Here is a 19,274-nt window from a genome sequence, read left to right as displayed (position 1 = left end):
GAGGCGACAAGCATAAGACGAAGACCCCGGAAAGGCGTTCTGTGCCTTTTGGGGGTCTTTGGCTTATGACCTCGAGCCTCAACCCGCCGGAGCTAGATGTCAAGAAAAGCTTCGACTGGACCCATGCCCTCCTCCCTCTTCATTCACACCTGTTTTTCAAAGCCAAATACAACATAAAAAAGCAGGCACTCCCTCGGGTGTCTGCTTGGCTATTCATATTGAATTTTCTTCATGCCATGTACCTCTAGCTGCTCTTTTTCAGTGCTCTCTTCTTTGACGCAAGTCCCTGGAGCCCCTCTGGATTGTAGCCGACAACCAATTTCTTACCATCTGTGAGAAGGGGTCTTCTTAGAAGCTTAGGCTCTTTGACAATCAATTGAATGACTTCGGAAAGTGGAAGGTCGTTGACGTCCTTGCCGAGGTCCTTGAAAGTCTGGCTTCTGGTTGCGAGAATCTCATCCAGTCCTTCTGTTGTGAGGGCAAGGAGATTCATGAGTTCTTCCGGGCTGGGGGTTTCCCTGAATAGGTGCCTTTCATTGAAATCGACGGCATTGGCGGTCAACCATTTTTTCGCTTTCCTGCATGATGTACAGCTTGGATACGTATAGAATGTTAAGTGATCCATTGTTTCATCCTCCTTGAAATCGTTTGTTCAAGCTTTGTTAAACATATTGTATATTACTTGTACAACATATGTACAGTATTATCCCTCGAAATTTGTGAACATTTTTTTAACAGGCTCACGATCTTCTTTGAACGGAAAAAGAAAGGGCTTGCGCATTTCCAATTCCAATACGTTTGAAATCCCTTTCAAAGTGGAACGATATGTACTATACTTCTTGTTGAGAGGCATGAATATCACTTTTCCGTCACAAAGTCCCAATAAACTGATATTTACTTTTATGGTAGATTTCATTTATAATTACTTACGACGGACAGAGGGTAAAGGAGGGTTTACATATGGATCGAATGTTCAGAGTTTTAGGATTTTGGACGGGTATCTTTGCAGTATTTTTTTACCTTGGCGACATGCCAAAGACATCATTACTATTCTTAGGGCAAACTGGGTTCTTCATTATGCTTAGTTATTTAAAGCTATCCGAACGTATGTATATTTATGTTTTCGGTGCCTACCTTACCGTGTTTTTCGCCGGCTTCACATATTGGACCACCTTTATGATGACCCCAGGCGCAGGAGGCCACTAAAAAAAAGCCTTTAGCTCAAATGCTAAAGGCTTTTTTTTAATATCCATTGAGAAAGGGATTCCCATCCATTTCATGACCGATGCTCGTTTCCGGTCCGTGGCCAGGCAGGACGATCGTTTCTTCAGGCAATGTCAGCAGATGGTCGTGGATGCTGGCTAGGAGCTGTTGAGGGTCCCCGCCGGGTAGATCTGACCTCCCGATGCTTCCCATGAAGAGAGTGTCACCTGCCACCACGATTTGCGCATCCCTCATATAGTAGGAGATGCTTCCCGGAGAATGTCCCGGCGTGTGGAACAGGTTCAAATGAAAGGAGCCGATCACCAAGCTCTGCTCATCAGTCAATATGTAATCCGCTGCTCTCGCGCTTATCTTGTCTTCCATCATGAACAGGACCGATCCATTCAAGGAAGGGTCGATCAACCACTGTGCTTCCTTTTCGTGTACATAGACCGGTATGCCGAAGCGATCACGCACATCATCCACTGCCCCGATATGATCGAAATGGGCATGAGTCAGTAAGATGGCCACCGGAGTGAGGCCCTCTTTTTCCAACCAGCGGATCAGGGTATCGGCGTTCCCTCCCGTATCGAAGATCAAGCAGTCTTTTTCATCGTTCCAAAAAACATAGCAGTTTGTTTGAAGCGGGCCGAGCGGAATTTGTTTCCATTCCATATGTCATCACCTCCTTCTACGTCGTATGCTTCATTGTATCAGAAGCACTCCCGTCATAGAAAGATTCTGTCGAATCAAAAAAGTCAATTTTTTGACCTCGACAAACGAAGCAAAAAAATATAAAATGTAAATGCGTGCATATTTGTACATATTTTGTGGTATTATGAAAGCGTTAAACCGAACGGAAAGGGGTAGGATTAATGGGTCTTGTCATCATCACAGCATTGGTTACACTTTTGGCATTATTCGCCGTCGTTAGTACGTTTAAGAATAAAAACGCCCTTGGGATCTTCTTTTCCCTTGCCACATTAGGGGTATTTGGGTGGTTCACGGTCATGACCGTCCTTCACTCCGGTTATCCTGGAGGACATTGATCTAAGGAAAAAGCCTCGTTCAGCTGAACGAGGCTTTTTTTGATCATGAGTCCAACTTTTTCTGGACGGCAGAAAGCTTGCCTTCCATGGTCGAGACCTTATCGCGCCGGTCATCAATGCGTATATTCGTTGCAACACGTTGAATCCCCTGTTGAAACGGTGATTCATGGATATCCTGGATCACTTGGAACAGGACAGGGAGCTCTCCCTCAATGATGGTATTCATCGGGGTCAGCTGATAACGGATTTTACCCTCCGCTTCATATTGCTTCAAGATTCTCTGAAGGTCTGCCACATAGGAACTGACGCTTGGCGATTCAGTACCGATGGGGATGACCGTGACGTCTACGATGGCCATTATAGTTGTGCTCCTTTCACACTGAGTAGATGGATGATATTGCGATTAACCAGGGAGATGACTTTCTCCAGCTGGTTCCCGTACAAGCAGGCATTCCCCTTCGGAGCGCAGGTCAGTGGCTCAAGAGGGAGATCGGTGAACAATACCTTCTCCTTACCACTGAAAACATCCCACTCCTTCAACGAGAAGCCGTCTGTATCTGTATCTGCGGCCCCCTTCCCGTTCGCAGCGAACGTAAGAAAGCGACCTTTCCCTTCTATCATATCATAGTATGGGACCAGCCAGTCGGAATAGCGACTCAGAAGCGATTGGGTAAAGGTCGATTGCTCGTCCCCTTCTGTAGAAAGGAAACGGTACTGAAAGATTCCTTTTTCATCTGTCGCCTTGATCGTCATGAGGGAATCGGAAAATTGATTGAAATGGATCAGATCCTCTGCAATCATCGTCCGCTTTCCATCGAGCAAGGATTTCTCCACCAGGGGAGCGGCGAGGGCGATGTCTTCTTTTGGCCAATCCTGGAAGATGACGGAATCATCCGATTTCCACTGCACGAAAGGTTGATCCGTATCAAGGGTGCTCACATTCTTACTGTTGATATCCACCAGGGAGACCTCGAAGCTCCAATCCTCGGCAAAGCTTGTGAGGAGCATTTCCCCAGGAGAGAATTCATTCCATGCGAAAGAGATATCATAGGATGGGATATCCTGCTCGAATATAGAGTGTCCATCAGGATCGATATAGGTGACCGTTGCTAGATAAGAACCAGGAGAGGTCTGGACATAAATGCTTTTTTTATCAGGAGAGATACTGGAAGTGACATACGATGAGCCGGTCTCGAAAATCGTCTTTTGAGAACCGGTATAGATGTTATATTTATATAAGCGGGTGGTTTCATCCTTCGTGGCCACCGTCAGGATTTCGGAATCCGTGAGCCATCCGACGTTTTCCACAAATCCTTCTTCTTCAAGGTTTTCTGCTATGATGCTTTTTTCAGGCTCCTTATGAGGGGCTTTCACCCCTTCGGAAGAAGTGCATGCCGATAGAATCGCCATGATCCCGATGATGCCACCTGCAATTGCGGCTTTATTCCACACTGACCCCTCTCCCTTCAACTGCTTTCTCTATTAGTACGTCCCACATTGGGAAACGTTTCAAAAAAATAAAAAAAAGATGGCTCAGGAGGCCATCTATAAAACGCCGATCAACGTTCCTATTCTTATCATACTCCATTTTTCTCCTATAGCGAAGGGGGTCACCACCATTTATATAGCATAATGAGATAGATCCCAAGCGTATCCCTGTATATGGTATCGAATTGAGAGAGAGGGAGTGGATTGATCCCCTTGCCAAGCTCCAATGTGATACCTGTTTGCTGGAATTCTTGGATGTACCAATCCTTGAAACCTGCATAGCTGTCTACATAGCGGATCGATGCATATCCACTTGCCCTATTTATTTCTCCAGCGAGTCGCTCGGACTCTTTTGACTCTAGCCCTTCATATCCCCAGTAGAACTCCTTACCCTGGGTATGGACGGAGATCAGCCTTTGAAACCGTTCCTTTCTGGCGAGCTGTTCCATGGCCTTGGACTCCGGCTCGGATATAGGCAGGTGTCCTGTAAAATCACGGGGACCCGGTACGTTCACTTCCATGCGCCGCTTCTCGAATTCCCAGCGCGCAGGAAACTGTTTATTCAAATCGATCCCCCGGATGTTCGCTTTCCATCCGGTAAATTCGACCCGACCTCCATTCAATTCGATCAATTCCTCAGCCATCCCATCAGGTGGACCATTCAGTACAAGATCAACCCCATCCGGATTGACCATCGGAACCAGGGAGAGGGACACCGTCCGATATAGGGGCAGGATGGGGATTCCCCTCAAATCTTTGGAATTCGTCAAGGAAAGGAGATAGTCGTTCAGGAAGGTCATTAGAACTGCACTTGTAATCCATTCGTTCCCGTGGAAAGAACCGTTCATGTGGACCTTCCTCGCACCGCGCCCGATCTTGCATTCCATCAGATCTTTTCCGAGTACACTTTTCCCGATTGCGGTCACCCTGATAAATGGATAAATCTCCTGTAAGATGGTCATATCTTTCTGAAAGCTCACGGAATCGTAAGGCTGCTTCCCATTCACAATGGGCGTGACCACGCGCCTCGGGAGGAATAGCTCTACACCAGGCACGACTTCATTGGGATCGCTGTTCTCATTGATCAGTAACAAGGCATCTACACCGATATTGCGGTCACCCGCCAGCCCCCAAAGGGTGTCCTCCTCCCGGACCATGCAGGCCTCCTTGATGAAACCAGGCACCTCCACCATCTCGTCTGAATCAAGATGATCGGGGGCGAGTTCGGGATTTGAATCAACGAGCAGTTCGATAGGAATATGAAACAGGCTTGCATAGTACGACAGGGAATCACCTTTCCTTGCCTTTACTTTCATGAGACTCCTCCCATTTTATGCCTTTCTATACTCATATGATGTGGAGGGAGGTTCTATTCACCTGGTTCAAGTACACCATTTATTTCTGTAAAAGGGAGGGTCTGATCTGTGATGATCTTTTCAAGAGAAAGGATTCTAGGTTCACACTTGGCACCGATACTAATAGTAGCGGTTAGCTCCTTAGGAGAGTACACTACAGAATGCAGAGTACCAAAGAAGTGGTTGTAATCTTTGAAAAACAAAGGTGAGGTTGGTTGATTGAAATGCTGAAACATTTCGCGAGGTTTAAGGAAAGGCTCCAAGAGTTGATTAGCATAATGCCACCGATTCATTGAGCCTATAATGTTTTGTCGGTTCCATCCTCGCATCACTTCTGATCTAAAATGATTTGTACACGCAAGGGGTGATTCCTTTATGGCATTGCACCCTTGAGGGCTAGTTTCGACTATGATGGATTTCCCTGAAGCATCTGTCATGGAATAGTTGTAACAGTATTTATGAGGCAGAACCTGAAGAAATTCGCATGCTTCATCCAGATTCGAACACAAATCCAATAACATCCGTACTATGATGGGTGCCACAAAACCTATTCCTCCACGCTCGCTGTTTACAAAATGAAGTCCCACCACTAAACCCTTTTCATTCATGCCATCCAATCTACCTAGCCGGTGCTGACTGAATCCAATCGATGTATAATGATCTTCAGAATGATTGATAAAAATCCTGCCATCATAAAGCTTATGGTGAAAATCGTAGTTCCTATAGTATTTTCCTGAATGGTCTACCAGGGCTGTACACCCCATTGGCGGCAGTTCAATATCAAAACCGCTGAATGATTTAAGTACCGATTCCAGTTCCCAATCCATTCCTTCCCCAAAGCCCGCCATTTCCTCCAAAAGGTGTGGAACAAATTCACTCAGTGCTGACCTAGCCTTTTCTGCATCAACACCGTTACCAAATGCCTTTATAGCTTCAATTTCGGTGCAAGTTGATGTCTTCTTAAACTCCCTCCCCATTTGCCTACCCTTTTGAAAATCAGTTCCGACTATGTTGAGGACACTTACTTTTAAAACCTCTTCACCCCTCATTTTCTCCCCTCCAATTAACGACTGGCAAAAGCAAATCATGCTGTGAAAAACTTGGTCCTCTATACCACTCTATGATTGGCCCTGCAGGATACCATTGGTTTTGCGATGCGTACTCCAAAAGTTGATTATAATGCTGTTTGATTTGCTCTTCAGCAATACTCACTGGTAACGCGATACATAGGCCCCCTTGCATGGTTTCCACATTTACATTATGTGGAATATCAATTCCTGTACATGCTTGTATACCGAATCCAATGTGGGCATGGACAAGGCTTTCTCCTGATATATATTTCAAGTACAGTGCATGAACAGGAACATCCAACTTTTGAAATTCTCTCAATCTTTCTCGAAATAGCGGGCCGAATTTACCAACATTTGCTGTTTCTTTATACCAAAGGATCGTATCTGGTGCCTTTTCAATTAATGAAACGTCTTGAAAATCCCCTTTAAGAAACCGAATACTATTTTCAAGGATTTTCACCCTTTTTTGTATAGTTTGAAGAAGGCTGTCGAGATAGTCCTCCCTTCTACTCGGCTCCTGGATTCCCTGCCACTGTTTGATATTTTCCAGTGGTACTTCAGCCAGCCTCAAGTTTGCGATCATACGAGCCTCTTTTACTTGTTCTTGACAATAAAAACGGTATCCCTTTGCATTTTTCTTCATTGGTGTGAGGAGCTCTTTTGTCTCATAAAAGCGAAGAGCACTCTTTGAGATACCCGTTCTTTGTGAAAATTCTTTTATCCCCATTAAAGACATCCCGTCACCCCTTCCAATTCATATGATACAGCTTCATGTAGGTTGAAGGTCAATTCTTTTTATTTACCTTTTTTCACAAAAGAATGAGATCCCCATGTAAGTGATCTGGTACTGTATTAAAAAAACATCCGACCAGACGGCCGGATGTTCAAGTTCTTAATGTAGGGCGTTTTTGACAAGCCAGGCGGCCCCGATCACCCCTGCATCATTTTCAAGTGTTGCAATATCGATGTCAGTAGACGTTCGCACCTTCGGGAAAGCAAACCGTTTGAAATAATTCATTACGGGATCCAGAAGGGTTTTTCCCGCTTTTGAAACGCCACCACCGATGACAATCTTCTCCGGATTGACGGCGTTTCCGAGATTCGCCAAACTCAAACCTAAATAATAGGCAAGCTGATCTACGATCTTCAGAGCAAGGCTGTCCCCTTCTCTTGCGGCATCGAAAATCTGCTTTGATCCTAGGGACTCCAGGTCACGTAGCACAGAGGATTCTGTGGATGACTGGAGTTTCTCATGGGCGACCCTGACGACACCTGTTGCGGATGCGACGGTTTCAAGACAACCGGTCTTGCCACAGTTACATGAATAGCCGTCTTTCGGAACAACGGTGATATGGCCGATTTCCCCGCCTGCACCCCTGACACCGTGAACAATCTCCCCGTTGGTGATGACACCTCCGCCGACTCCGGTACCGAGTGTGATACACACAAGATCTTTGGCTCCGTGTCCGGCACCTTTCCACATTTCGCCTAGTGCCGCGCAGTTGGCATCATTGTCGATGACCGCCGGCAGTCCTGTTTCCATTTCAATCAGGTCCTTGAGAGGTGTATGTTCACCCCATCCGAGATTGATGGCTTCATAGATGATTCCCCTTGTCTTTTCAACCGGCCCCGGTGCACCCATGCCGATCCCAACAAGCTTTTCCTTTGTGACATCGAGTTGTTTGAGCTTTACATCGATGCTTTTCGCGATATTGCCGATAATATGTTTACCGCTTTCCGATTTATCCGTGGGAATTTCCCACTTATGCTGGATCTCTCCGCATTCATTCAGGAACGCGATCTTCGTCGTCGTCCCTCCAAGGTCGACTCCTGCAAGCCATTTATCTACCATATTGAATCACCTGTCCTGTTTATCTTTTTCCCGTTCCATTTCACTGCGGAGCAGCAGCAGGGCCGTTTGGAATTCCTTCTGTTCGATGAGGTTGGAAACATAAAGCTCCCTTAGTTCCCCCTCCATCAGCTCGAGGTCTGAAAGACGATCCCCTACATAGATGATGGTACCGAACCGTTTCAATAATTGCTGGATATCATAGATTGTTTTCATGACCACACCCCGATTCAAATGTTCACTTTTAGAAGTATAAATGAAAATCTGCCTCTTCTCAATAAAATAGAAGGGGCTGGGCCAAAAGTGTTTTACTCATAGTAAAACCCGAATGGATTTGCCTACATCCAGACAAATTCATTCGGGTTTTTAGCGGTTGATTGGAGTACAAGACGAAGACTCCTGCGGGAAGAGCAGCTGATGTGAGACGGCTCACGGGCTACCCGCAGAAAGCGTAGTCTTGAACGGAAATCATGAGCGGTATTAAGAACCTACACTGATATTATTCGTCATGAAAGGGTCCCTTTTTAGTTTTGGCCCAGCCTCAACGGTCCGGGTCCTTAGGGTGAAGGAAACGCGGCCTCCGATTCTTAAGAGGCATGGGAGAACGGAGGAACACATCCCTGAAGGCCCTGAAGTTGAAGGGGATGAACGGCCACATATAGGGAATGTCGAAGGACTTCATCCTGGACAGCATCATCAGCCATAGGAAGACCCCGATGATGAAGCCGTAGACTCCCCACAGGGAGGTCATGATCAGCAGGAAGATCCTCACCAGGCGATTGGCAAGACTCATCTCATAACTTGGAGTCGAGAACGTGCCGATGGCTGCAATGGCAAGATAAAGGATGACTTCATTCACCAACAGACCGACTTCCACGGCTACCTGACCGATCATCAGTGCAGCAACGAGACCAAGTGCCGTCGCAAGGGAAGAAGGCGTATGGATCGCTGCCATCCTCAGGATGTCGATTCCTACCTCGATCATGAGGAACTGAAGGAATAACGGGACTTCCCCGGACTCATTCACCCCTATATACGAGAGAGAATCGGGCAGGAGAGCAGGATTGATCGTGAACAGGTAATACAGCGGCAATAAGAAAATGGAACACCAAACTGCAATGAACCTGACGAATCGTAAATATGCCCCCACGGACGGTTTATTGCGGTATTCTTCCGCGTGCTGGAGATGATGCCAGAACGTTGTGGGAGTGATCATGACGCTCGGTGATCCATCCACCATGATGATGATATGGCCTTCATATAAATGAGCGGCCGCCGTATCGGGACGCTCTGTATAGCGCACCATGGGATACGGATTCCAGTGACGGCCGGATATGAATTCTTCCAGTGTCTTCTCACCCATGGGCAGCCCGTCAGTGTCGATCTTGGAGAGGGCATCCTTGATGCGATGGACAAGTTCAGGATCTGCTATGTCTTCGATGTAACTGACCACGATGTCGGTTTTGCTCCTTCTCCCTACCTGCATGTACTCCATCCTCAGGGATGGGTCCCTGACCCTTCTCCTGGTCAATGCCGTATTGAAGACGATCGTTTCCACGTACCCGTCGCGTGAACCACGGACCACCCGTTCAATATCAGGTTCCTGCGGTCCCCTTACAGGGTAGGTCCTGGCATCGATCATAATGACTTTATCGACCCCATCCACCACGAGTGCCGTCGGTCCGGCCAGTACAAGATCCACCACTTGATTCAAATCATCGACCTGTTCGATTTCGATATAGGGGATATAGGTCTTCAAAAGCTTCTGGAGGGCATCTTCCTGGAGCTGTTCCGGGTCCAGGCCCGAAAGGAGCTTCATCAGATAGTGCATGATGTCATCTTTTACAAAGCCGTCCACCATGAACAGGCCCATTTTCCTTTCGGCGTACTCCACATCGAGCTGGATGACATCGAAACTCTTATCGACAGCAAGGACTTCCCTTAAATAACTTGTATTTTCTTCAATTACAGATGAAACAGGTTTCTTTTCCTGCATGGCCATAGCGTTCACTTCCCATTTTTCACATTATCCTCACCATCTTTGACACATTCCCCTTCCGTCATACCTCTCATAATCCAGACTCCCTCTTCATAGATTGGATGGAAGGGACAAACTTATGGAGTGGATGATCATGAAAAACCGGATAAAAGACGTTTGGCCGTTCCTCATCATCTTGGCATCTGCCATTCTATTGATTCAATTGCTATACAAGCCCGAGACAAGGGAGAGCATCATCTTCTTCCCTATTGACCAGAACGCCTCCTTCCTCTCAGCCTCGACCTCCCTTAGCCTCACTCAACAGAAAGATCAGGTGGTGGACTGGACTGTAGCCTCTGAACTTGACACCCCGGCCTATCTCAGGCAGGATGTGGGACTTCTGTTCAGCAACGGGAAGCTGAAAGGCGTATTGAACAAATGGAAGCCGAACACCACCAGCCTGTACCAGAAAATGAAAGTAGAGGATGATGAGAGCAACCTCCTTCAGGCAGTGGCTTATCACTATGCTGAGATCCATGAAGGGGAAGACACCTTCAAAAGTGCACAAACCATGTCCAGTGAGCAGCTTTATATCATCGATTCCTCTTTCAGTCCCTTGGGCTCATTCAAAACGCCGACGACGGATGTGCAGGCCGAATGGAAGAAAAGCCTCGACCGATTGGTCACAAAGACCGTTGACACTTCATGGGCCAAGGGAATGAAAGAGCTGCAGATCAATGCGGGGGACTATAACGCCCTTCCCTTGACAGAACTCCCCGCTTATTCAAGCCGCCCCTATCCCGGATTCACCCCTGCCCAGTGGGCAAAAGTAACGGGAAATCTATGGGAGGGCCTCTATAAGAATTATGCAATAGGCATAAAAAAAGAGGATGGAGCCATCCTGAATCCAGTGGACAGCACCATCCCCCTCATCCTTCTAAAAAAAGACCGCAAGGAAGTCCTTGTATTGATCATCGACAAGAAAGGTGAGGCTTCGCTCCTTCGCCAGGCGATTTCCTATTAATATTCTTGTTTCAGGTAGTCGTAAAGCTCTTTAAATTTCTCATTGGAATCCGACAGTTCGTAGGCCCTCTCGGCATGTTTGAGGGCTTCTTCCCTTTTCCCCTCTTCACTTTGTAAGATGTAGGCAAGATTATAATGGGCTTCCGGAAGGGATTCATCTTCCTGGATGGCCTTTTTGAGGTGTTCCTCTGCCTGATCCATTTTGTTCAGTTGGATTTCTGCGTAGGAAAGTTGAAAATACACAATGGCATCGGGATCGCCTTTTTCTGCCACCGGTCTCAAAAGCGCTTCCGCTTCCTCCCATTTCTCTAAGGCAAGCTTTTCCGCAGCCATGGCATTGACATGGTCCACACTCATTTTAAGTGGATCGTCGTTCCATCCCCTATTGATGGACAGGGAAAGGATGATGATCATGACGGCAAGGAACAGCAGCTGCCTGATCTTCTTACCAGACTTCGGCACACCTACAATACCTGCCATGATGAAGCCTCCCACCACACCACCGAGGTGCCCGGCGTTATCGATTCCCGGGAGAATGAATCCGATGACGAGATTGAGAGCGAATACGACGATGATATTATTGCCCATCGTACGGAAAAAGATCGTTGGATGAACGGTGCCGAAATACAATAGGGCTCCGAAACATCCGAAGATCGCCCCGCTCGCACCTGCCGAAACCGTATCGGTGAACAGGAAGCTCCCGAGTGATCCCATGATACCTGCGACGACGTAGACCAGGATAAACCTGAATCTCCCGTAAATCCGCTCGACTGCTCCCCCCAGATAGAACAGGGCGACGCTGTTGAAAAGGAGATGAATCATGCCGATATGCAGAAAGACCGGGGTGATCAGACGCCACCATTCCCCTTCAAGCATGAGCGGTTTGTACTTGGCTCCGAAGCGGATGAGGGTTTCAGTATTGTGACTTCCCCCGTTCAGTTCCAAAATCCCGAACATAACCACCTGGATAGCGATGAATAGGTATGTAAAAAAGGGTTTCCCCGATTGGAAAAGACTTTGCTCTTCCTGGATCCGCCTCCTGGCAGAGGTGAGGGCAAGCCCTCTCATCCATTCCACATCACGGTCCCCGATATCCTGAGGCAGATCCCAGTCCCCCCCGCCGAGCACAGGATCGTTTCTCAGCGTTTCCTTATAGCGGGCGGACTCGACAATCAAGGGGGTGACCGTCACATTCCCCCTGCTAACAGTGTCCATTCCATCATCCACAGGAGGATAAGTGGATACATAAATCGTTTGGATGTTGAGCTTACGCTTACGGAGTGATTTACGCAGGTTCTCTCCGTTCTGAAGGACTAGTTCCATATCCCGCTCCATCCAACGGAAGAAATCCAGATCCTTCAACCGGACGCGGACGATGCCGGCTTGTTTCATCCCCGTATTTTCAAGCCACACTTCCCCGTGTTCATCGGATTGATGGATAAGTCTGTACTGTTTCCTTTCCACCAGATGATGAACGATTTTCCAAAACAGATAGTGATTCGTCAGATCCACTCGTCTTCACTACTTTCATTGAGTATAGATGTTACCCATACTATACCGGACAGTCGAAAATAAAGAAATGAAAAAGCCCGTATCCATTGGATACGGGCCATGCATTACCGGAATGTACTCTGTATGAACTTTGAGCGTATTGCCGGAATCCCCATCGTCCACCTGACCGCCCATTTCCTCAGGAAGCTGCTTCCGAGGATGAGGTTAAGCAATCTGTAGCGATTGGGAACGAGCATGAATAAGACGAGTCCTGCTATCAACCATTTCATCCATCCGTTCATCTTGATCCCTCCTGATGATAGTTTGGATGAATACGGTGGAACTTATGCCAGAACTTTTCTTTTTCACCAGAAAAATAAAACCGGTAAAATGCCGGCAAGGAGACAGGAAAGGAAATTCACCAATTCATTGGTCATCCAGGGGATTCCCCCTGTGTGCACCGTAGCCATGCCGCAGTGCGCATGGGATTCCGTTTCCAGTCCGCATTCAGGGCACACCGAGCGGGATTGGATCGTCCCTCCGATCACCGTATCGAAAACACTCCCCAAAAATCCAGCTGCTGCAATCACTCCCGCTCCCCCCAGGGAGGTGCCTGGAAGAAGGAGAAGAGAAGCTCCAGCGATCAGTAAGGCTCCCCCGGCTGATGCACCGGTTCCGAGGATGGAAACCCCGCCTGAGGTTCCCCGTTCCACCTTCCTGAAGGTGAGGAAGTGACGGGGTGCCTCTTTCCACAGGGGGCCGATTTCAGAAGCCCATGTATCGGAATTGGCCGAGGCGATGGCAGCAGCGAATCCCATGGTCCACACATCGTCACCGGTCCAAAGGGCCAGGATGGCAAAGATTGCCGGGACCCCACCGTTTGCCGCTACCTGCTCCCAATCCCTGGTTGACGACTTGGCCAGCTTTTCTTCCACTCCCGCCTTCTCCTCTTTCCTGAATGCAGAAAACAAGGAAGAAGTGATGAAGAAGAGGAATAGGAGCATCAGGCCTTGAATCCCGCTTCCGAGCACAATCAAAGAACCAACCAAGAAGGCCATTCTAGCACCCGAAGCAGTGAGGAATTTCAACTTCCATCCCGCCGCTGCTCCCCCCACGATTCCTATGAATGAGAAGATGAATTCAATCCCCACAGTGGATGATCCCGGATTCTGTGACGATCTTTTGGACAGGGAGATCAAATGACTCAACCGGGACTTCCGCAACCAGCTGTTCGTCTGCAGCCAGTGAGATGGTCGTCCCTTTGTATCCCGTCAGGATCCGGTCGTAATAGCCCCCGCCAAAACCGAGGCGATATCCATCGGTAGTGAAGGCAAGTCCCGGAACGATCATCAGGTCGATCTCATCCAAAGCAATCGGTTCAGCCTCTTTCGTCCTCGGTTCGTAGAGTCCGTAATAGACTTGTTCAAGTTCTCCGAAGTCGTTCAGGGCATAGAAATCCATCCCCCTCGTCTTAGGCAGGCACCTTGGCACGACCATGATCTTTCCTTCTTCCCATCCCCGTTTCACGATCCCCCATGTATCGATCTCCGGTGGTTTGGATACGGTGACGGCAATCACCCTGCTGCCGGTCCAATCGCCGGAAGTAAACAGGTTCTGTTCGATCCTATACCCTTTTTGTTTCCCCGTGGCGAATGGGATGTTCGCAAGCTTCTCAAGCTGCCTTTCCCTCATGATTTGCTTCATGGTCCCACTCCTTCCTGTATGTTGTACCTTCATTATATAGAATCTTGTTGTGAAGAACACCCGTCTCATGCAAGGTACCCATTGGTTCAGGTAAAAAAAGAGACCGCATCCTTTTGGGATCCGGTCTCTTTCCTTACATTATTTTGTTTCACGGTGCAATGTAACACGCTTCAATTTCGGGCAGTATTTTTTTAGCTCAAGACGGTCTGGATTGTTACGCTTGTTCTTCGTTGTAATATAGTTACGCTCACCAGTTTCTGTGCAAGCTAAAGTAATGTTTACACGCATTATAATTTCCCTCCAAACATTAACATGTTCTTCTCATCATACGACTTTTCTATAATATCACTTTTCTGAGGGAAATGCTAGTCTGTTTTTCATTCTCTCATCCAAATTTATTACCTCTTCCTTCAATGCTCCTTCGATGCCGTAAACGCTCCCGCTCTTCCGTTCGAATGGCTCCAGTGAAAAGTCCAGCATGTAGACCATCATATTCTGGCCATTGGTGATGGGATAGTAGTACAAACTGCCCTCCTTCAAGGATTTCCTCCATAATTGAAGGCCCTTCAGGTTCAATGGATAAATCGTCTTTTTAACTGAATCTGCTGTCGATACGATATTCGTTGCAGCGAGATTCCTTCCTCCATAATTCCAGAAGATGTCTTTCCCGAAGGATACGATACCAATAGTATCTTCTTTGCAGGAGAGCCATTCCACCAAGAAAAACACCTTCAGCTTCCTGGACTTATCCGTTGTATTCTGAAGGCGGAACGAAAGGGATTCTCCCCATTCCTCGCCATTCCCTTCCACCGACACACTGATCCCATTCACGACACATTCCTTTCCCCTGTCAAGGGTACGGTTCTTTCCGGAGTCCCATGCGATCCCCTGTATATGAAATGTCCGATTATACTCATTCATATGCTTCGACACCTTTAGCCATATTTTTTATTTTCTCTCCATAGTATTCGGCCAGTTTCTTCGATTGTTGTTTTCGCTGGGCTTTCGAGTAAATGATGAACCCTCGTTCCGGGTCATTTATGATTTTAGTCCTGCCCCCGCCTTGATCCCTGAATACCATTTCCCCGCTGCTCCAAAAGGCAGGGACCGTTTCCATCAATTTCGCAAACACGATCGGTTTTTTCCGTTTCGGGCAGGAAACGCGGATTCTGGTCATGTACGGCTCTCCCTTCATGGACAGGTCACTGAGAAAAGGGGCGGCAATCGTACCTGCCATGACGTCTTCCCTGGCATGCTTATATTGATCGGGACTTCCGATATCCCTCCAATATGCGTTGGTCCTGTAAGCAAACACCCGCTCATTGGAAGAAAGGAGATCCGGAATCAAGTCACTGCTGAAATCGACTTTCCCTTCCCGGTGATACTCATCCAGGAGGATCGGATCCAAGACATAGATGCCGGTATTGACTTCATCACCGATCCAGTTTTCAGGTTTTTCCCTGAATTCAATCAGTCTTCCCATGCTGTCCGTGTGGCACACCCCGTAACCGGCTGGATTGCTGACCTCCTTGGTGACCAGGGTCATGCGGGCCTTTTTCCGGAAATGATACGAGATGACATCCTGAAGCTTGAGGTCAGTGAAAGCATCACCGCTCATGACCAGGATGGGTTCCTTGAACCGCACCCGGGCACGGAAGAGACCTCCCGCAGTCCCAAGGGGGAACGGTTCCTCCAGGTACGATATGCTTACACCATGTCTGCTCCCATCTTTGAAGTGGGAGCGGATCGTATCCGCTTTGTAGCAGGTTGTGATCACGATATCCCTGATCCCTTGGGACTTCAGGAGATCGATCGTGTACTCCAGCAGCGGCTTATTCAAGATAGGGACCATCGGTTTTGGTACGGTAAGGGTATAGGGGCGCAGCCTGCGCCCTTCCCCGCCTGCAAGAATGACAGCCTTCATTGGGCACCACCCGCCACTTTCGCTTCCAATCTCACGTCCTCATAGATCTGCCAGGTCAATTCGGCGATGCGCTCCCAGCTGAACAAGCTCTCTGCCAGCTTGTGGCCGTTTCGTCCCCACTCTGCTGCCTGTTGACGATTTTCCATCACCCTCCGGATTTGACCATACAGATCATCGGCATCCTCCGGCTGGAATAAAAGTCCCGTCTGTTCATGCTTCACGATTGTTTTCAATCCCCCGGTATTCGAGGCGATGACCGTTTTTTTATACGCCATGGCCTCAAGGGCTACGATTCCAAAAGGTTCATAGAGACTTGGAAAGAGAACGGCCTGGCACCCTCTCAAGTAGCGGTTTCGCTCTTCGTCCGAGATGAATCCGACGAAGTTGATCATGCCCGACAGTCCGCCTTCCCTTACACGCATTCTGTAGTCATCTAGCAACGGGCCTTTGCCCGCAATCACCACGGAGAAGTCACGCTCTTCCTTCTTCATCCGCTCGGCTGTTTGGATGATCGTTTCAAACCCCTTCTCGCTGACCATTCTCCCGATGGCGAAGAAGTAGCCGCCATCATTGGATGGTTCTATTTCCGTCCCCTTACCGAGCTCTACTCCGTTCGGTATGACCGTGCATGCTTTCGCTGCCGGAAAGAGGGTCCTTACTTCATCCTTCATATGATCGCTGCAGACAATGACATGATCTGAATCCCTGGTCAGCCTCTCTTCTTCCTCATGGATTTTCCGTTGAAGATCCGTATGGATGCCGTGATTCCTCCCGTGTTCCGTCGCATGGATCGTTGTGATCAATGGGAGTGATCGGGTCGCTTTCAGGTGGCGTGCGGAGGTTCCGACGATCCAATCATGTGCATGGAGGAGGGTGATATTCTCATGGATCATCAACTCCCCGGCATAGCGGATGAATGCCTGATTCAGGTCAAGCACCCATTTGAAGAAGTCGTCTTCATAAGGATGGAGAGGATGGACCCGGTGGACTTCCACCCCTTCGACCTTCTCATAAGGAGCCACTCCCGGAGTGCGGGCAGTCAATACGTGCACGCTCCTCCCCTTTTTGGCAAATGCGGTGGCAAGATCATGCACATGCCTTGAAAGCCCACCTACCACATTGGGCGGGTATTCCCAGGAAAGGATCAGGACCGAGCCCTGCTTCTCCTCATTGACACGACCGACTGGCAGTGTACCTGCGATATCTTCTGCGCGTGGATAGGGGATGAGGATCTCTCTTTGCTTGAAGAATGGGTGTCTTTCCACTTGCGTTTCGATCAATCGACGGCACATCTCAAACTGGTCAGATTCGGCATTCCCTCCCTGCATCACCCTGTCGATGGCAGCCATCCACTCTCTCACAAGATGAATGAGATGAAGATCTTCCCCATACCCGCTCACATGGGATTCAATGGCAGCTTCCATTCGATGTAAGGACGGCAGTTGCCTGATGGCCTCGTCAGGTAGAATCAGCTCGTTCAGCTCCGCCCCCCTGTAGCCGAATTCCACCCTCGCAAGGACGGATTCCGAGGACTCATAAAAGGATGGCGTTTGTCTCATTTGCAGAGCATCATCCCTTTCTTCCACGGGGATGAGGTTCAATCCACGCGGGGTCCGGATCTTATCTCCCGATCCTTCTTTTTCACTATGATCGAATGATCGTCCTGATATGAACGAGGTGTGGATATGGTTTTGGACCAAGTACGCATCGATTCCGGGAATATACGCTGCCTGAGGCATCCAGAACCAGGTTGCTTGATGGTCGAGGTATCGCTTCATCAGATTCACACTCAATCGGATCTGAAACTCGATCGCCGTGGAGGTCCTGTAATGTGTAAGGGGCAGGGAATTGACCGTGGTGGGAACAACAGTCAGTCCGTCCTCCATGACGAGTTCTCTCCATACTTTGACAAGATCCCCATCATACATGCTCCACATCGTGAAGATCTGCTGCCATTTTCCATTTTCCCCTTGTCCGAGAAGCTTTTTCTGGATCAGGCTATGGGCTTCTGCCTGGAAATCATCGCTTGAACAGATCGGGAAGACCATGGGGTTCACGACGACAAGGCTGTGATCTCTTGATGACACGAGTGATCCCGTTTCCATCAGGATGGAGGTCAGGCATGCCTCCCTGCCTTGAGGAGTGTTCCAGTCTGATAGGATGGATTCATTGAATGCTGGATAGGTGATCTGCTTCATGCCTTGACCTCCTTCACATAGTATGAATAGGTGCTCACATGTTCAACCCAGTTGGGGGTATGGATCCTGCCTGCTTCAAAATCGTGCAGGTCCTGCAAGCGATGCTGTTCCTGTGTTTCTTCCGTCCTTGGCGCATGGATCACATTGGATCTTGTGAATGCCAGAAACGTCCCGTCTTCCAGCTTCCAGCCGATATCCATACAATAGCTTCTATTTTCCTTCAGGCCCGACACGAACCACCCATTTTCTTTGGCCGGTACATATGTATCCATATGAGAATGGTGGTTATGACCGTCAAAGGCAATGGAAGTGACATCATATAGCCTCAAGATGAAAGGACGGCCCTCTCCAAGCAATGATAATTGTTCCCTGGTACGCTGTAGCCAGGTGTCCGGTATATCCCAATAACAATAAATCCGAGTGAAGCTAGAGAAAGTGAGGATCAATTCTACGGGAGGATGGGCCTTCAATGCAGGGCGCTGCTTCGTCGCCCTTACTCTCCCCACCCTTTTGGCCGGTCCACTGCTTTGATCCAATCCTGTATCAGGCTGTCCAACTGTGAGGGTCTTTTGATATTTGACCCACTGATATTGTACTTTGCCTACTGTCATATCAAGTTCCTTGGCGATTTTCCTGAATGAAACTCCCTGCTCTCTCAATTTGATGATTTCTTCCAGCATATAATTCCCTCCTCAAGAAAGACGATCTACATCTGTATGAACGTATCGAAATATTATGACAATTGTATAGAAATATCGTACCACTCAACTCAAATTCCTACAATAAACGCATTTTGTCGTATCCTAGCCGTTTCAGTCACAGTAGTGCTTCCCCTACGAAAATTTATTGAAAAATCACCAAGTCGTTTGGTTTCCACACTGGATCTCTTCTCCCTGAATCGTTTTCTTGACATAATATTGGAGATTTCTACAAATAGAACCA

General features: G+C 48.2%; 22 protein-coding genes. 3 read left to right on the top strand and 19 right to left on the bottom strand.

Annotation, left to right across the window (positions count from 1 at the left end; translation table 11 throughout):
* Positions 1-244: 244 nt before the first annotated feature.
* Positions 245-625 (bottom strand): Spx/MgsR family RNA polymerase-binding regulatory protein, encoded by a 381-nt coding sequence (locus ACNA6I_RS02790; protein WP_048006079.1) that lies wholly within the window; start codon positions 623-625, stop codon positions 245-247.
* 335 nt (positions 626-960) lie between these two features.
* Here ACNA6I_RS02790 and ACNA6I_RS02785 point away from each other — a divergent pair, with 335 nt between their 5' ends.
* On the top strand, positions 961-1,206 hold the full coding sequence (locus ACNA6I_RS02785) for a DUF2626 domain-containing protein (RefSeq protein ID WP_048006080.1): 246 nt from the start codon (positions 961-963) through the stop codon (positions 1,204-1,206).
* 36 nt (positions 1,207-1,242) lie between these two features.
* On the opposite strand, the gene ACNA6I_RS02780 is transcribed toward ACNA6I_RS02785, so the two are convergent.
* Positions 1,243-1,878, bottom strand: a complete 636-nt coding sequence (locus ACNA6I_RS02780) for an MBL fold metallo-hydrolase (RefSeq protein ID WP_416312930.1) — start codon at positions 1,876-1,878, stop codon at positions 1,243-1,245.
* A gap of 200 nt (positions 1,879-2,078) precedes the next feature.
* Here ACNA6I_RS02780 and ACNA6I_RS02775 point away from each other — a divergent pair, with 200 nt between their 5' ends.
* Positions 2,079-2,252 (top strand): DUF2759 domain-containing protein, encoded by a 174-nt coding sequence (locus ACNA6I_RS02775; RefSeq protein WP_048006082.1) that lies wholly within the window; start codon positions 2,079-2,081, stop codon positions 2,250-2,252.
* Between the two features lie 43 nt (positions 2,253-2,295).
* On the opposite strand, the gene ACNA6I_RS02770 is transcribed toward ACNA6I_RS02775, so the two are convergent.
* The 8 genes from ACNA6I_RS02770 to ACNA6I_RS02735 form a co-directional block, all read right to left on the bottom strand.
* Positions 2,296-2,610: an MTH1187 family thiamine-binding protein gene (locus tag ACNA6I_RS02770; protein ID WP_048006083.1), complete on the bottom strand. Its 315-nt coding sequence runs from the start codon at positions 2,608-2,610 to the stop codon at positions 2,296-2,298.
* On the bottom strand, positions 2,610-3,704 hold the full coding sequence (locus tag ACNA6I_RS02765; RefSeq protein WP_416312929.1) for a hypothetical protein: 1,095 nt from the start codon (positions 3,702-3,704) through the stop codon (positions 2,610-2,612). Before ACNA6I_RS02765 ends, ACNA6I_RS02770 begins: the two co-directional genes overlap by 1 nt.
* Positions 3,705-3,862: 158 nt before the next feature.
* The gene (locus ACNA6I_RS02760; RefSeq protein ID WP_416312928.1) at positions 3,863-5,056 is read right to left on the bottom strand and encodes a M14 family zinc carboxypeptidase; all 1,194 of its coding nucleotides are present in this window, start codon (positions 5,054-5,056) and stop codon (positions 3,863-3,865) included.
* Between the two features lie 53 nt (positions 5,057-5,109).
* Positions 5,110-6,144, bottom strand: a complete 1,035-nt coding sequence (locus tag ACNA6I_RS02755) for a C45 family autoproteolytic acyltransferase/hydolase (RefSeq protein ID WP_416312927.1) — start codon at positions 6,142-6,144, stop codon at positions 5,110-5,112.
* Positions 6,134-6,901, bottom strand: coding sequence for a MerR family transcriptional regulator (locus ACNA6I_RS02750; protein WP_416312926.1), 768 nt, complete (start codon positions 6,899-6,901; stop codon positions 6,134-6,136). Before ACNA6I_RS02750 ends, ACNA6I_RS02755 begins: the two co-directional genes overlap by 11 nt.
* 156 nt (positions 6,902-7,057) lie before the next feature.
* Positions 7,058-8,017 (bottom strand): ROK family glucokinase, encoded by a 960-nt coding sequence (locus ACNA6I_RS02745; RefSeq protein ID WP_367257714.1) that lies wholly within the window; start codon positions 8,015-8,017, stop codon positions 7,058-7,060.
* A gap of 6 nt (positions 8,018-8,023) precedes the next feature.
* Positions 8,024-8,230, bottom strand: a complete 207-nt coding sequence (locus tag ACNA6I_RS02740; protein ID WP_048006405.1) for a YqgQ family protein — start codon at positions 8,228-8,230, stop codon at positions 8,024-8,026.
* Positions 8,231-8,555: 325 nt separating this feature from the next.
* On the bottom strand, positions 8,556-10,010 hold the full coding sequence (locus tag ACNA6I_RS02735) for a spore germination protein (protein ID WP_370295454.1): 1,455 nt from the start codon (positions 10,008-10,010) through the stop codon (positions 8,556-8,558).
* Between the two features lie 136 nt (positions 10,011-10,146).
* Between ACNA6I_RS02735 and ACNA6I_RS02730 the strand changes: the two genes are divergently transcribed.
* The gene (locus ACNA6I_RS02730) at positions 10,147-11,016 is read left to right on the top strand and encodes a hypothetical protein (protein ID WP_156489354.1); all 870 of its coding nucleotides are present in this window, start codon (positions 10,147-10,149) and stop codon (positions 11,014-11,016) included.
* On the opposite strand, the gene ACNA6I_RS02725 is transcribed toward ACNA6I_RS02730, so the two are convergent.
* The 9 genes from ACNA6I_RS02725 to ACNA6I_RS02685 all read right to left on the bottom strand — a co-directional run bounded on the left by ACNA6I_RS02725 (position 11,013) and on the right by ACNA6I_RS02685 (position 19,012).
* The gene (locus ACNA6I_RS02725) at positions 11,013-12,527 is read right to left on the bottom strand and encodes a rhomboid family intramembrane serine protease (protein ID WP_416312925.1); all 1,515 of its coding nucleotides are present in this window, start codon (positions 12,525-12,527) and stop codon (positions 11,013-11,015) included. The genes ACNA6I_RS02730 and ACNA6I_RS02725 overlap by 4 nt on opposite strands.
* Before the next feature lie 104 nt (positions 12,528-12,631).
* Positions 12,632-12,808, bottom strand: a complete 177-nt coding sequence (locus ACNA6I_RS02720; protein WP_162838943.1) for a hypothetical protein — start codon at positions 12,806-12,808, stop codon at positions 12,632-12,634.
* Positions 12,809-12,871: 63 nt separating this feature from the next.
* Positions 12,872-13,657, bottom strand: a complete 786-nt coding sequence (locus ACNA6I_RS02715; RefSeq protein WP_416312924.1) for a DUF92 domain-containing protein — start codon at positions 13,655-13,657, stop codon at positions 12,872-12,874.
* Positions 13,647-14,210, bottom strand: a complete 564-nt coding sequence (locus tag ACNA6I_RS02710; protein ID WP_048006092.1) for a 5-formyltetrahydrofolate cyclo-ligase — start codon at positions 14,208-14,210, stop codon at positions 13,647-13,649. The genes ACNA6I_RS02715 and ACNA6I_RS02710 overlap by 11 nt, the downstream gene beginning before the upstream one ends.
* Before the next feature lie 138 nt (positions 14,211-14,348).
* Positions 14,349-14,498, bottom strand: a complete 150-nt coding sequence (gene rpmG / locus ACNA6I_RS02705) for a 50S ribosomal protein L33 (RefSeq protein WP_064091498.1) — start codon at positions 14,496-14,498, stop codon at positions 14,349-14,351.
* A gap of 57 nt (positions 14,499-14,555) precedes the next feature.
* Positions 14,556-15,131 (bottom strand): hypothetical protein, encoded by a 576-nt coding sequence (locus tag ACNA6I_RS02700; RefSeq protein ID WP_416312923.1) that lies wholly within the window; start codon positions 15,129-15,131, stop codon positions 14,556-14,558.
* A complete protein-coding gene (locus ACNA6I_RS02695) occupies positions 15,124-16,134 on the bottom strand; it encodes a nucleotidyltransferase family protein (RefSeq protein ID WP_416312922.1) in 1,011 nt (336 codons plus the stop codon). The genes ACNA6I_RS02700 and ACNA6I_RS02695 overlap by 8 nt, the downstream gene beginning before the upstream one ends.
* Complete coding sequence (locus ACNA6I_RS02690) at positions 16,131-18,332, bottom strand: glycosyltransferase (protein WP_416312921.1); 2,202 nt, start codon at positions 18,330-18,332, stop codon at positions 16,131-16,133. Before ACNA6I_RS02690 ends, ACNA6I_RS02695 begins: the two co-directional genes overlap by 4 nt.
* Positions 18,329-19,012 carry a DUF4912 domain-containing protein gene (locus ACNA6I_RS02685; RefSeq protein ID WP_416312920.1) on the bottom strand — a complete coding sequence of 228 codons (684 nt, stop codon included), beginning with the start codon at positions 19,010-19,012 and terminating at the stop codon, positions 18,329-18,331. The genes ACNA6I_RS02690 and ACNA6I_RS02685 overlap by 4 nt, the downstream gene beginning before the upstream one ends.
* Positions 19,013-19,274 lie beyond the last annotated feature (262 nt).

It is taken from the genome of Rossellomorea sp. FS2 (assembly GCF_047915635.1).
GTDB classification, from domain to species: Bacteria; Bacillota; Bacilli; order Bacillales; family Bacillaceae_B; genus Rossellomorea; species Rossellomorea marisflavi_A.
The sequence above is the reverse complement of the archived record's forward strand: the minus strand, read 5'-3'. Positions and strand labels throughout refer to the sequence as shown.